Origin of the sequence: Streptomyces sp. NPDC028722 (genome assembly GCF_040637655.1) — a bacterium.
Lineage (GTDB): Bacteria > Actinomycetota > Actinomycetes > Streptomycetales > Streptomycetaceae > Streptomyces.
The window spans coordinates 83,407-96,580 of record NZ_JBEZWU010000002.1; the positions used below are offsets into that span (position 1 = coordinate 83,407).

Sequence of the window (13,174 nt, forward strand, 5' to 3'; positions counted from 1 at the left end):
ACACACGGGTCACGCCCCGACCGGCTCCCGACCGGACGGCACCGGCCCGCCGGAAACCGGCACGCCGGTCACCGCCTGCGGGGCCGCAGGGGCCGAGCGGACCCTGCGGCCCCTGGAGGTCGCGGCGGAAGAGGCCGAGGACGAGGAAGCCGCCCGCGACCCTGTGCTCGACCGGCAGGGTCGGTGCCGGGCCGGGGAACCGCGCCCGGCCCTGCCGTGGTGGACCTGGCTGTCGGCCGGTACGGGGCGGCCGGGGTCAGACCGAGCGGTGGTACGGGTCCGGCACCCGGACCTCGCCGCCCAGCTCGCGTGCCGTCTGCCGGGCCCAGGACGGGTTGCGCAGCAGCTCCCGGCCGAGCATCACCGCGTCGGCCTCGCCGTTCGCCACGATCTTCTGGGCCTGGCCGGCCTCGGTGATCAGGCCCACGGCGCTGACCGGCAGCGGGGTCTCGGCCTTGACCCGGGCGGCGAACGGTACCTGGTAGCCCGGCCCGGTCGGGATGGTGACACCGGCGGCGTTGCCCCCGGTGGAGACGTCCATAAGGTCGATGCCGTGGGCGTGCAGGTCGTGGGCGAAGCGGACGGTGTCCTCGACGGTCCAGCCGCCGTCCTGGAGCCAGTCGGTCGCGGAGATCCGGAAGAACACCGGCTTGTCGTCGGGCCAGACCTCCCGTACGGCGTCCACGACCTCCAGGGCGAACCGGGTGCGGTTCTCGTAGGAGCCGCCGTAGGCGTCGGTGCGGTGGTTGGAGTGCGGGGACAGGAACTGGTTGATCAGATAGCCGTGGGCGCCATGGACCTCGACGACCTCGAAGCCCGCGGCGTGTGCCCGGCGCGCGGCGTCGGCGAACTGCCCGACGACCTCGCCGATCTGCTCGACCGTGAGCTCGGTCGGGACCGGGTGGCGCTCGTCGAACGGCACCGCGCTCGGGCCCAGCGGCTGCCAGCCGTGTGCCTCCGGACCGATGGGCGCGCCGCCCTTCCACGTCCGCTCCGTGGAGGCCTTGCGGCCGGCGTGCGCGAGCTGGACCCCCGGCACGGTGCCCTGCGCGACGAGGAAACGGGTGATCCGCCGGAAGGCCTCCACCTGGGTGTCGTTCCACAGGCCGAGGTCGTACGGGGAGATCCGGCCCTCGGGCGAGACCGCGGTGGCCTCGGTCACGATCAGCCCGGTGCCGCCGGTCGCCCGCGCCCCGTAGTGCGCGAAGTGCCAGTCGTTCGGGGCGCCGGTGAGGGGGCCCTCCGACGCGGCCGAGTACTGGCACATGGGGGTCATCCACACCCGGTTCGGGATGGTCGTTTCGCGCAGGGTGAGGGGCTGGAAGAGCGTGCTCACGACGGACTCCATTCGTCACGGGACCGCTGGTCGACTCGTACGATAGCCCTCGTACTACGATGGATGTCAAACTACGACGGTTCTCGTACAGTTGTGGCAGCCAACGCACTCCGCGACGAAGGGCAGCCGCCGTGACCGACTCCGCCGCCACCGGCCGCGACCTGCCGCACCCGGAACGGGAGGACATCCGGCTGGAGGCCGTGCTGCACGCGCTGTCCGACCCGATGCGGCTACAGATCGTGCGGGAACTGGCCGACAAGGAAGCGGAGTTGACCTGCTCGCAGTTCGACCTGCCGGTGACCAAGTCCACCACCACGCACCACTTCCGGGTGCTGCGGGAGAGCGGGGTCGTCCGGCAGGTCTACCGGGGCACCGCCAAGATGAACGCCTTGCGCCGGGACGACCTGGACAGCCTCTTCCCGGGGCTGCTCGACAGCCTTCTGTCCGCCGCCGACCGGCAGTCCCTCCGCCTCGGCGTCGGCGCCTGACCCCTGTCCCGCTCAGCCGGGCGAGGGATTCAGGCGGCCCCCGCCGCCCCGAGCAGCGCCGCCCAGTCGGACAGCTTGACCACGCTCCGCCCCAGCCGCGCCCCCAGCTCGGCCTCGGCCCGCTCGATCGCCAGCCACCCCGTCCAGGGCACCGGGTCGATGCCGGCCGCCCGCAGCCCCTCGACCGGATCCGGTCCGTCCGCACGGCCGAGCGCGGGGGCGTCCGCGAGCAGGGAGGCCACCGTCTCCTTGGCGCAGGGCCGGTTGGTGCCGATGACACCTGTCGGGCCGCGCTTGATCCACCCGGCGACGTACTCGCCCGGAGAGGGCGTGCCGTTCCGCAGGACGCGGCCCTCCTCGTGCGGGACCGTGCCGCCCGCCGGGTCGAACGGCAGCCCGTCGGGCGGTACGCCGCGATAGCCCACCGAGCGCAGCACCAACTGCGCGGGCACCTCCTCGTAGCGGCCCGTGCCCGTCACGCCGCCCCGGCCGTCCGGCGCCGTGCGTTCGAAGCGGACCGCACCCACACCGCCGCCCTCCGCGAGCAGTTCCACCGGGCGCAGGAAGAACCGCAGCCGGATGCGCCGGACGGCCGTCGCGGCGGGCCGTGCGGCCCAGTCCCGCAGCACCTCCACATTGCGGCGCTGACCCGCGGGCAGGCTGCCGGGGTCGGCCGGATCGAGCGCCAGCTCGTCCTCCTCCACGGTCACCTCGGTGCCCGGGAGCCCGCCCAGCTCGCGCAGCTCCTTGGTGGTGAAACGGGCCTGCGCGGGCCCGCGCCGGCCCACCATGTGCACCTCACGGAGCCCGCTCGCCGTGAGCGTGTCCAGGGCAGCCTGCGGGATGTCGGTCGGACGCAGTTCGGTGGCTCCCCGGACCAGCATCCGGGTGACGTCCACCGCGACGTTGCCGACCCCGATGACCACCGCCGACCGCACCCCGCGCAGGAAGCCCGCGTCCGCCGCGTCCGGATGGGCGCTGTACCAGGACACGAACTCGGTCGCCGACCAGCTGCCCGGCAGGTCCTCGCCGGGAATGCCCAGCCGGCGGTCGGCCGCGGCGCCCACGCAGTACACCACCGCGTGGTAGAGCTGCCTCAGCCGCTCCACGGGCAGGCCGTCGGGGCCGCCCACCCGGACCCCGCCGAGGAAGCGCACGCGCTCGTGCTCCAGGACCGTCCGCAGGCTGCCCTGAAGTGACTTGATCTTCTCGTGGTCGGGGGCGACGCCGTAGCGGACCAGGCCGTAGGGGCACGGCAGCCGGTCCAGGACATCCACCCGGACCTCGGCGTCACGCTGGACCAGGTTCTGGGCGGTGTAGCACCCGCTCGGCCCGGAACCGACGACGGCGACACGCAGCACGGCGGTACTCCTCGCCCGAAGGAGGGTGTGCGGACAGTTCCAGCATGGCACCGCCCCGCGCGGGACGGCAGGGGCCGGCGGGGTGACACGGACGCGGGCCCGTTCGCAAGCGCAGGCATGCCGATGTCCCGATACGCGGCAGACCGGGGGCGGGGGGCGAGCGCGGGACCGCGGACGGGAGCCGGTCCCGAGCTGGATTGACGGTGTTCGTGGCCGTGATCCTCCAGCCACTGCTGTTTCGCTCGGCGCCGGGACGGGACACCGGGCCGTGTCAGGGGCTGCCCGGGCGCTCCTCCGTGGCGAAGAACCGGGACAGGTCCGGCTGCCGCGCCGCCGTGCCCGGGTCACGCTCCGGGGGCACCCCCAGTTCCCAGTCGAGCCCGTAACGCCGGAACAGCTCGCCCCGCAGCAGCGGGACCGGCATCGGGACCCCCGGCACCAGCGCCGCGTACACCGCGCCCATCAGCAGGGACCGCAGCACCGGGTAGCCAGCGGCGACATCCGGCGAGCCGTACCGGGCGACCGTGTCGCTGAGCAGCTCCGACAGCCGGCGCTGTTCCGGGCACTGCACGAAGCCCTCGCCCTGGAGCAGACCCGCCATGTGCTGGCGCATCAGCACCGGCCGGTCCCGGGCCAGGCCCAGGATCGCGTCGATGGTCCGGGCCAGCCGCTCCCGGCCGTCCTCGGTGCGCGGCTCCCGCTCCAGCGCCTCCTCCAGGCTGCGGTGCATCAGCCGGTGCACCGCGGACTGCACCAATTGCCGCTTGCCGGGGAAGTAGTACGACACCAGTCCGCGCGCGGAACCGGCCCGGTCCGCGATGGCGCCCAGCGTCGTGGCCTCGAAGCCGTGCTCGCCGACCAGTTCGACGGCGGCCTGGAGCAGCCGTTCCCGGGAACGCCGCCGCAATTCTTCATTGACCGAGGCGCTGCGCGGGGACATCCTGTAACTCCTGCGTTGACTGGCTGCCAGCCAACTATACTCAACGCAGCGGGCATCCCTGTGAGTTGGGGACCTGCCCAGGGCGGCTGTCCGTCTGGGGCGACGCGGGGGATCGTCTCAGACGGACGGCGCGCGGCTTCGGTCCGAAGCCCCGCCGGCGCCCGCACCCCGCCGCGAGGCCCCTGCCGGGCCGGGCGGCGGACCGGCCCACAGCGTGCTCAACCTGCCAGCTCAAGCACCCTGAGCAGTGCGTCGGGGCGCTGGGCCACCGGCAGGTGGTCCACGAAGTGCACGCGGCAGCCGAGCGCCCTCGCGCCGCCGTCCGCCACCTTGTTGTCGCCGACCATCAGCACCTGCCGTGGATCGGCGCCGAGCGCCTCGCAGGCGACCGAGAACAGCCTCGGGTCCGGCTTCTGCACCCCGTGCTCGTACGACAGCACGTACGCGTCGACATACGCGTCGAGTCCGTGCTCGCGGAACACCGGCCGCGGGTCCCAGCCGATGTTGCTGACGACACCGATCGCGGTCCCGCGCTCGCGCAGGGTGCGCAGCACCTGCGCGGCATCGGGGTACGGGGACCAGGCGGCGGTGGACATGTGCCGCTCGTACAGGGCGTCGTGCAGCCCCGGGTCGGGCAGCGGCACCCGCCGGGACAGGCCCGTGTAGGCGGCCCGGTGCAGCTCCGCGTTCTTGTCGCGCCCCGCCCAGACATCCGCGAGCTCCGCCGGCACCTCCACCGGCGCCGCACCGCCCGGCAGCGCACCGGCCGCCTCCAGCGCCCGTGCGGTCCTCGCGAGTTCCGGGCCGGGCAGAACGCGGCCGGACTCGGCCAGTACCGCCCGCAGCCAGGACTCGGCGGACTCGACGCGGAAGAGCGTCCCGGAGAAGTCGAACAGCACGGCAGTCATGCCCACGACCTACCCACGCCGGTCCGGCGGTACCCCCGCCCGGCCGGTCCACGACCGCTCGTAGACCGCCACCGCCACGGCCACCAGCAGGGCCCCCAGCAGCCAGCCGCCCAGCACGTCCGAGGGCCAGTGCACACCCAGCCAGACCCGGGTCACACCCACGCCCGTCACCGAGACCAGCGCCACCGCCACGGCCGTGAGCCACAGGGCGCGGCCCGGGCCGTGGCGGTGCAGCAGCCACAGCAGCAGGCCGCAGACCACGGTGGCGGTCAGGGCGTGACCGGAGGGGAAGGCCGCGTAGTGCGCGGAGTCGACGGGATCCGGCCAGACCGGGCGGGGCCGGCCGACGGCGGCCTTCACCACCTGCTGCACAACCGCGGCCACGGCGCAGGTGGCCGCCAGCCACACAGCCGTCCACCAGGCCGCACGCCGCCACACCAGCCACACCGCGACCGCCGCGCACGCCAGGCGCATGGTCAGCGGATCCCACACCCAGTCCGTCAGCACCCGGAAGACATGCGTGACACCGGGGACGGAGACCGCCCAGCGGTGGGTGGTGCGGGAGATGTCGCCGTCCACGGTGAACAAGGGTTGCCAGTGAACGGCGACCAGGACCAGCAGCGCGAGGGAGCAGGCGCCGAGGACGGCGGCCACACGGGCGGCCGTGCGGAGCGTCGCCGGCCGGCGGGGCGAAGGGGCGGGCGGGGGAGGTGGGGGAGCGGTGGGGCGTGGGTGCATAGCAACGATCCTGGGCGACGGACGGGCCGTGGCCAAGCCCCCCTGGCCCCGCCTCCCCGGCCCGCGGGAGGCGGGCTCGCCTCAGCGCTCACATCGTCAGCAGCATGGTCACCATGCCGATGCCCATCGACAGCCGGCAGGCCCGGGCCAGTTCCGGGCGGTCGCCCCAGCGGGCCGGGCCGGCCGCGCCCGCCGTGCCGGTGGCGGGCACCAGCCGCGCGCCGGCGAGCAGTACATAGCCGGTGAAGTACAGCAGGAGCGCGCCGGTCACCAGCGGCACGCCGCTGCCGCCGTGCGCGTGGTGGACGGCGGGCGGCGTCCCGGCCATCGTCACCGCCATGTAGACCATCGCCGAGCTGCCCATCAGGTGGTGCAGATGGCGGGGCCCGCCACGCGCGGTCCACAGCGCGTGCACCGCCGCCGCGCCGAACACGGCGGCGTACACCGGCCAGGCCCACCTCGGCGGCGTGAACACCGCCGCCGGTACGGCCATCACGGCCATGCCGAAGCCCATCAGCGCCTCGCCGCCGGCGGCCCGGCGCTGCTCCTCGACACCGCTGCGCAACCGCAGCAGACAGTAGGACCCGGTCGCCCCGCAGAGTGCGACCAGCAGCCAGGCTGCCGACACCGGTCCGTGCAACGCGCACCTCCCCGCTCGACGGTCGGTCGAGGGATGCGATGCCCATGGCGGACGGAGCGCACGCGAGCGCAAGGATGTACACGGGGAGCATGCGGGGGAGCACGCACCGTGATCGCGAGACCGGTCCGCCGCCGTATGGATAAATGCTTTACAGGTAAAACACATGTTAAGTTAGTGGGATGAGCAGCGCGACCCCCCACCGTCTTCCCCTCGCCGGAGTGCTCCGTCTCGGGCGGCCCTCCGACATCTGGTTCAAGCCCGCGCTGAGCGTGGCCGTCGCGGTCGCCCCGCCCAACCTGATCCTGCTGGCGCTCGGCCGCCTCGACCTCGCGATGTACACCATGGCCGGATCGCTGTGCGCGCTCTACGGCCACAACCGCCCCTACGCCGCCCGCGCCCGGCTCCTGGCCTGGGTGGTGCTCGGCATGATCGGCGGCCTGGCCGTCGCCCTGCTCGCCGCGGCGTTCACACCGCACGCCGTCGTCCTGGTGGCCGTGGGCGCCGTCCTCGCGGCGGCGCAGAAGGCCGTCTGCGACGCCACCCGCGTCGGACCGCCCGGCAACGTGGTGCTGACCTTCATCAGCTCCGCCTCGCTGTTCGCGCCGCAGACCCCAGGTCAGCTTCCCGGACACCTCGGACTGGCCGTCGCCGCGGGCGCCTGGGCCTGGCTCGTCGGCATGGCGCCCGGGCTGTTGCGCCCGCACGGCCCCGAGCGCCGCGCCACCGCCCAGGCCCTGCGGGCCGCCGCCGCGTACGCGGACACCCGAGGCACCGGCGACGGACACGCCCGGGCCCGCGCCGCCGGCGCCGCCGCCGTCCACGCCGCCTGGCAGTCGCTGCTGGCCGCCGGCGCCCGCCCCGACCGCACCCGCCGCGCCCTCGAACAACTCCTCGCCCGCGCCGAGGTCGCCCTCGCCGCGCCCGCCGACGCCGACCCCGTCCGGCTGCGCGCCTGGGCCCGTGACCTGCGCGGCACCGGCCGTGTCCCCCGCGTCGCGGCACCGCGCGAGCACACCGACGTGCTGCTCGGCGTCACGGTCGAACAGGCCTCCCCGCGCCCGTCGCTCCGGCACCGCCTCGCTCCCCTCGCGCCGCTCGCCGCCCGTACCGCGACCGGCTGCGCCCTCGCCGGCTACGCCTCCCTCGCCCTCGGTGTCGGGCGCCCGTACTGGGCGCTGGTCACCGCGGCCTCCCTGTACCAGGCCAACGTCACCCTCACCTGGAGCCGAGGCGTCCAGCGCGTCGTCGGCAATCTCGTCGGTGTCCTCCTCTTCGCCGCCCTCGCCCCGCTCGCCCATCTGCACCCGGCCGCCCTGGTGCTGTGCGCCCTCGCGCTGAACTGCGCCGCAGAGGCGCTGATCGGCCGCAACTACTGGCTGGGCACCGTCTGCGTCACCCCGATGGCCCTCCTCGTCACCGAGTTCGCCCACGTCCAGGACTCCACCGAGCTGATCACCGAGCGGGTCGCGGACACCCTCGTCGGCGCGCTGGCCGGTTTCGTCGCCGCCGTCGTCGTCACCAACCGGCGCGCCGGCGACCGCCTGGAACAGGCGCTGACCGCGGCGGACCGCGCCCGCGAGAACGCCGCCCGGCTGCTCGCCGGACCACAGCCGGCGCCGCACGCCCTGGACTCCGCCCGCCGCGGTCTGGCCGCCGCCCTGGTCGACCTGCGCGCCACGGCCGACGCCGCGGCCGGCGAGTGGTGGCAGCGCGCCCTGCCCCAGGACCGGGTCGTGCTCACCGAGCGGTCCGGACACCGTACGCTCGCGGCGACGGTACGGCGTCAGGGGCTCGTGCCGCGGCACCGGGACCAGGACCCGGGCAGGACGACGGAGGACATACGGCCATGACGGCGACGAACGGCGCGGCGACGCCCGCGAGCGACGCGACCGGTGGCCGGGCAGGTGCCGGCCCCGGCCCCGGCCCCGGCCCCGGCACCGCGCGGAACGACACCGTCGCCGCCGTCGTCCGCCAGTGGCGGGCCGTCCACCCCGAGCTGGACACGGGACCCATGGAGGTCATCGGCCGGATCAACCGCTGCGCCGCCCTGCTCCAGCAGGCCGAGGACGCGCCGCTGCGCCGGGCCGGGCTGAGCCGTCCCGAGTTCGACCTGCTGGGCGCGCTGCGCCGCACCGGGCACGAGCTGACCCCGGGGGAGCTGGCTCGGGAGACCTTCTCCTCCGGGGCCGCCGTCACCAAGCGGCTCAAGCAGCTGACCGAGCGCGGCCTGGTGGAGCGGCGCGGTGACACCCGGGACCGCCGCGTCGCCCACGTCCGCCTCACCGACGCCGGCCGCGACCTGGTCGACGGCATCCTCCCCGAGCAACTCGCCTACGAGACGGCCGTCCTGTCCGTCCTCGACCCGGAGGGCCAGGACGGACTCTCCGGCCTGCTCGCCGAGCTGCTCAGCCGCCTGGAGGGCCGGATGAACGCGCTACGCGCGTAGCGCACCACCGGGACGCGGAGGCCAGACACCTCCGCCCCCGGCTCCGGGCCCGCCCCCGGCTCCGATCCCGGGTTCCCGCACCCGGCTCTGACCCCGACACCGGCTCCGGCCCCGGGTTCCCGCCCCGGCTCTGGCCCCGGGCTTCGGAGGGCCCCCGCCTCCGGTCCCGGTCCCCGCCTCCGGTCCCGGACCGGACCCGGTATCAGCGCCGGCTCAGACCCCGGCCCTTGGTCGGGCCCCGGCCTCCGGCTCTAGCCATCGGCCCCGGGGTTCGGGGTTCGGGCTTCGGAGCTTCGGGCCCCGGCCTCCGGCCCTGGGTTTGCGTTCCCGGCTCCCGCCCGAGCCGACGGTGGAGCGCGGGTCGGCCCCGCCGCCCGGGTTCAAGCCTTCAGCCCCCGCCCATTCCCGCCCGGCATTCCGGCTCCGCCCCCGGCCCCCGGCATTCCGGCTCCGCCCCGGCCCCCGGCACTCCGGCTCTGCCCCTGGCCCCCGGCATTCCGGCTGCGCCTCAGGCCCCCCGACACTCCGGCTCTGCCCCCAGCCCCGGCATTCCCGCTTCACGCCCGGCCCTCCGCCCGCAGCCCCGGCACCGGCCCCCAACCTTTCAGCCCCGGCGCCGGCCCCTCCGGCACCAGCCCTCCGCCCCCAGGCCAGGTGCTCAACCCCGCCCCTCCGCCCCCAGGGACTTCACCCCGCCCCTCCGCCCCCAGGTACTCCACCCCGCCCTCCACCCACCGCCTCACCCCCACCCCTCGCAGAGGGCTAGATCCCCGCCCGGTGGCGCAGTGGGTGGTCGGACGGGATCTCCACCAGGACGATCGGGGTGCCGTCCGGGTCGGTGATCCACATCTCGACCAGGCCCCACGGCTCCCGCACCGGTGGACGTACGATCTCCACGCCCCGCGCCCGCAGTTCCTCGCACGCGGCCGTCACGTCCTCGACCTGCAACCACAGCCGCACCGCGGGCGACGGCGGGGCGTCGGAGCGGCCGGACAGCTCCAGGAAGCCGCCGCCGAGGAAGTAGACCGTCCCGCGCTCGGGGCCGGTACCGAACTCCCGGTAGACGGACAGCCCCAGCTGCTCGCCGTAGAAGTCGCGTGAGCGTTCGGGGTCGGTGGGCCGGAGAAGTGTCCGGCTGCTGAGTACATGCACCATGCACGGGAGGCTAGTGGCAGGGTTACCCTCATGCCTGGCTCAGCCACGCCCGAGATCGGAGACCACCGCCCCATGGACACCCCCGCCACAGCACTCACCTTCCGTGACGCCACCGACGCCGATGTCGACGCCCTGGTCACGCTGATCGAGTCGGCGTACCGAGGAGACAGCAGCCGGACCGGGTGGACCACCGAGGCGGACATCCTGGAGGGACAGCGGACCGACACCGAGGGCGTGCTGGAGGTGATCAAGGCGCCCGAGAGCCGGCTGCTGGTCGTCGAGCGGGACGGCGGTGTCGTCGCCTGCTGCCAGCTGGAACACCGCGGCGACCACGCCTACTTCGGGATGTTCGCGGTCAGCCCGGCCCAGCAGGGCTCGGGCCTCGGCAGGACCGTCATGGCGGAGGCGGAGCGGCTGGCCCGCGAGACCTGGGCCGTCACCGAGATGCGGATGACGGTGATCTCCGTCCGCGACGACCTGATCGCCTGGTACGAGCGCCGCGGCTACCGCCGTACGGGACAGACCGAGCCGTTCCCGTACGGCGACGAGCGCTACGGCATCCCGCAGCGCGACGACCTGGAGTTCGAGGTGCTGGTCAAGCCGCTGGTGTGACGCCCCCGCGGGAAGGCCGCCGCCGGGTCACGCGGTGAAGCGGCCCGTGCGCTTGATGTCCGGGTAGTCGGTGGTCGCGCCGTCCAGCTCCAGGGCGCGGACCAGCCGCAGCTGGGGCTGGGAGTTGACCACCCAGCCGATGATCCGCAGCCCGGACGCGCGCGCGTGCTCGACGGTCTCCAGGGTGAGCCGCCGGATGTTCAGGCACACGGTCGCGGCCCCCACGGCGACGGCGCGGTCCACCACGTCGGGGCCGTAGCGGCTCGCGACCAGCGCGGTCCGCACCCCGGGCACCAGCCGCGCGATCTCGGCGACGGCCTCGTCGTGGAACGAGGACACCTCCACCCGCCCGGTCAGATCCCGCGCGCGCATCACCTCGGCCAGCGCCCGGGCCGCCGTCACGTCCTTGATCTCGGCCTGCAACGGTGTGTGCACCGCGTCCAGGACCTCTTCGAACACGGGCACCCGCTCCCCACGGCCCGCGTCGAGGGCGCGCAGTTCAGGCAGGGTCTTCTCGCTGATCGGCCCGGAGCCGTCCGTCGTACGGTCCACGTCCGTGTCGTGCATGACGACCAGGGCGCCGTCCTTGCTGAGGTGCAGATCGAGTTCGATCAGGTCGAGGCCGGCCTGCTGCGCGGCGACGAAGGAACGGAGGGTGTTCTCGGGCTCGACGCCCATGACCCCGCGGTGACCGATGGTAAGGAAGTTCAAGGTTCAACTCGCTTCCGTCGACGGCGGCTCGGCGACGCGCGGACCGGCGGCCCCCGTACGGACGTCGTCGTCCACGCGGCAGGCTCGCAGCCTAATGGCCGGGCCGCACGATGAACCCGCATGTGCGCCGGGCGCGGGAGCATCGGCGGCGCACCGTACGGCCGATGGCCGCCCGGGCCGTCACCCTCCCGTGGGCGGGTCCCCACTCTCGTTGACGGGGCCCGCCGGCCGGATCGAGGTGACATGGCGACCGCGCTCTCTCGGCGGAAGTGAGCGCCGTCACGGTTTGCGACAGGAAAAATGTCGGTCATCCTGGCGTCGGACAGAATAATTTCCCGGTCAAGCACTTGCTGAGAGAAACCGGCTATGCGTACGGTGTCTCCGACGCGAGGTTCTCCCGTGGAGGATGGGACATGACGGAAATTCTTGTGCAGGCCGGTGCGGAGGAGCAGGTTCCTTCGCTGATCAGGGTGGTTGAGCACCCGGCGTGGCCCGTGCTCAAGAATGCCGTGGAGCAGATCCGGCCATGGCAGTCGACGGACGGATCCATAGACCTCGGCGCCGAGGGCGCCCCGCGGCGGGACGACGCCGTCGCGGCCGTCGAGCGTGTCGTCGCCGCGGTCGAGCAGCTCTCCCCGCTGCTCCCGCACGACGCCGCCTACCACCAGGCCCTCGTGCAGGACCTGCGCCGCTGGGCCGAGGACGGCTTCGGGGTGCCGGACTTCCTGGACTCGCTGCTGGCCTTCAACCCCGCCGCCGACCGCGCGGACGGCCTCCAGCACCTGGTCGTCTTCCCGATGTACACGCAGAACGGCAACCCGGACCGCAATCTGGAGGCGGTCGTGCTGCGCATGGTCTGGCCCGAGTGGCTGGCCGAGCTGGAGCGCACCCGCTACGACAACCCGCTCTTCTGCGGCATCACGTTCGAGGACTTCACCTCGGGCTACGACACGAACTCCGCCGTGCTCTTCCCGGAGACCATCGCCGTCCGCGAGGCGCCGGAACGTTTCTCCTGGGGTGGCATCTTCTGCGACCGCGAGGCCGCCCGCTTCCGCCGGGTCACCGACGCCGCCGTCGACATCCTCGGCCTCGACCTGCCCGAGGACATCGCCGCGATGGTCCACGACCAGAAGCGCTGCGAGGAGGCCTTCGTCCTGTGGGACATGGTCCACGACCGCACCCACAGCCACGGGGACCTGCCGTTCGACCCGTTCATGATCAAGCAGCGCCAGCCGTTCTGGATGTACGGCCTGGAGGAGCTGCGCTGCGACCTCACCGCCTTCAAGGAGGCCGTGAAGCTCCAGGCGGACGGCGTCCCGCAGGCCCGTGACGTGCAGTACGCGGTGCTCTTCGACCGCATGTTCCGCTTCCCGGTCACCGGCGACCGCGTCCGCAACTACGACGGACTCGGCGGCCAGCTGCTCTTCGCCTACCTGCACAAGCACGACGTCGTCCGCTGGACCGACAACCGGCTCTCGATCGACTGGGAGCGCGCCCCGCAGGTCACCAACCAGCTCTGCGCCGAGATCGAGAAGCTCTACAAGGACGGCATCGACCGCCCGAAGCTGGTGCACTGGTTCGCCGGCTACGAGCTGGTCTCCACCTACCTCGCCCCGCACCCCGGCTCCCGGTGGGCCAAGGGCCCGGACGCCCTGGACCTGACCCAGCCGCCGCGCAAGCTCGTGGACGACGTGCTTCCGGACGAGTTTCCGCTGAGCATGTTCTATGAGGCGCTGTCCAAGAAGCTGAAGAATGTCATCGCCTCGACCCGGGGCATCAAGGCGGACGGCGCCGAGCGGCTCGCCGCGTGAGCGACCGCGTCCAGCACACTGCGTCAGA

13 protein-coding genes are annotated in these 13,174 nt (G+C 73.8%); 5 read left to right on the forward strand and 8 right to left on the reverse strand.

Annotated elements, in window-relative coordinates:
- Window positions 1-256: 256 nt before the first annotated feature.
- A complete protein-coding gene (locus AB0F03_RS03060) occupies window positions 257-1,336 on the reverse strand; it encodes an NADH:flavin oxidoreductase/NADH oxidase (protein WP_361985951.1) in 1,080 nt (359 codons plus the stop codon).
- A gap of 131 nt (window positions 1,337-1,467) precedes the next feature.
- On the opposite strand from AB0F03_RS03060, the gene AB0F03_RS03065 reads away from it, so the two are divergent.
- Complete coding sequence (locus AB0F03_RS03065) at window positions 1,468-1,824, forward strand: helix-turn-helix domain-containing protein (RefSeq protein WP_361985953.1); 357 nt, start codon at window positions 1,468-1,470, stop codon at window positions 1,822-1,824.
- A gap of 29 nt (window positions 1,825-1,853) precedes the next feature.
- Here the strand turns inward: AB0F03_RS03065 and AB0F03_RS03070 are convergent, their stop codons facing one another.
- From AB0F03_RS03070 to AB0F03_RS03090, 5 genes are all read right to left on the reverse strand, one after another.
- Entirely contained in the window at window positions 1,854-3,185 is a 1,332-nt protein-coding gene (locus AB0F03_RS03070) for an FAD-dependent oxidoreductase (RefSeq protein WP_361985955.1), read from the reverse strand.
- A gap of 271 nt (window positions 3,186-3,456) precedes the next feature.
- Complete coding sequence (locus tag AB0F03_RS03075; protein ID WP_361985957.1) at window positions 3,457-4,125, reverse strand: helix-turn-helix domain-containing protein; 669 nt, start codon at window positions 4,123-4,125, stop codon at window positions 3,457-3,459.
- A 218-nt stretch (window positions 4,126-4,343) separates the two neighbouring features.
- Entirely contained in the window at window positions 4,344-5,033 is a 690-nt protein-coding gene (locus AB0F03_RS03080; protein WP_361985959.1) for an HAD-IA family hydrolase, read from the reverse strand.
- A gap of 9 nt (window positions 5,034-5,042) precedes the next feature.
- Complete coding sequence (locus AB0F03_RS03085) at window positions 5,043-5,687, reverse strand: phosphatase PAP2 family protein (RefSeq protein WP_361985960.1); 645 nt, start codon at window positions 5,685-5,687, stop codon at window positions 5,043-5,045.
- Between the two features lie 172 nt (window positions 5,688-5,859).
- On the reverse strand, window positions 5,860-6,411 hold the full coding sequence (locus AB0F03_RS03090) for a DUF5134 domain-containing protein (protein ID WP_361985962.1): 552 nt from the start codon (window positions 6,409-6,411) through the stop codon (window positions 5,860-5,862).
- Between the two features lie 179 nt (window positions 6,412-6,590).
- Between AB0F03_RS03090 and AB0F03_RS03095 the strand changes: the two genes are divergently transcribed.
- Together AB0F03_RS03095 and AB0F03_RS03100 are read left to right on the forward strand one after the other, a co-directional pair.
- Window positions 6,591-8,261 (forward strand): FUSC family protein, encoded by a 1,671-nt coding sequence (locus AB0F03_RS03095; protein ID WP_361985964.1) that lies wholly within the window; start codon window positions 6,591-6,593, stop codon window positions 8,259-8,261.
- Window positions 8,258-8,857, forward strand: coding sequence for a MarR family transcriptional regulator (locus tag AB0F03_RS03100; protein WP_361985966.1), 600 nt, complete (start codon window positions 8,258-8,260; stop codon window positions 8,855-8,857). The genes AB0F03_RS03095 and AB0F03_RS03100 overlap by 4 nt, the downstream gene beginning before the upstream one ends.
- A gap of 762 nt (window positions 8,858-9,619) precedes the next feature.
- Here the strand turns inward: AB0F03_RS03100 and AB0F03_RS03105 are convergent.
- Window positions 9,620-10,012 (reverse strand): VOC family protein, encoded by a 393-nt coding sequence (locus AB0F03_RS03105; RefSeq protein WP_361985968.1) that lies wholly within the window; start codon window positions 10,010-10,012, stop codon window positions 9,620-9,622.
- Window positions 10,013-10,084: 72 nt separating this feature from the next.
- Between AB0F03_RS03105 and AB0F03_RS03110 the strand changes: the two genes are divergently transcribed.
- Window positions 10,085-10,624, forward strand: coding sequence for a GNAT family N-acetyltransferase (locus AB0F03_RS03110; RefSeq protein ID WP_361986690.1), 540 nt, complete (start codon window positions 10,085-10,087; stop codon window positions 10,622-10,624).
- A 27-nt stretch (window positions 10,625-10,651) separates the two neighbouring features.
- On the opposite strand, the gene AB0F03_RS03115 is transcribed toward AB0F03_RS03110, so the two are convergent.
- Window positions 10,652-11,335, reverse strand: a complete 684-nt coding sequence (locus AB0F03_RS03115; RefSeq protein ID WP_361985970.1) for a glycerophosphodiester phosphodiesterase family protein — start codon at window positions 11,333-11,335, stop codon at window positions 10,652-10,654.
- A gap of 413 nt (window positions 11,336-11,748) precedes the next feature.
- Between AB0F03_RS03115 and AB0F03_RS03120 the strand changes: the two genes are divergently transcribed.
- Window positions 11,749-13,146 carry a DUF6421 family protein gene (locus AB0F03_RS03120; protein ID WP_361985972.1) on the forward strand — a complete coding sequence of 466 codons (1,398 nt, stop codon included), beginning with the start codon at window positions 11,749-11,751 and terminating at the stop codon, window positions 13,144-13,146.
- Window positions 13,147-13,174: the final 28 nt, after the last annotated feature.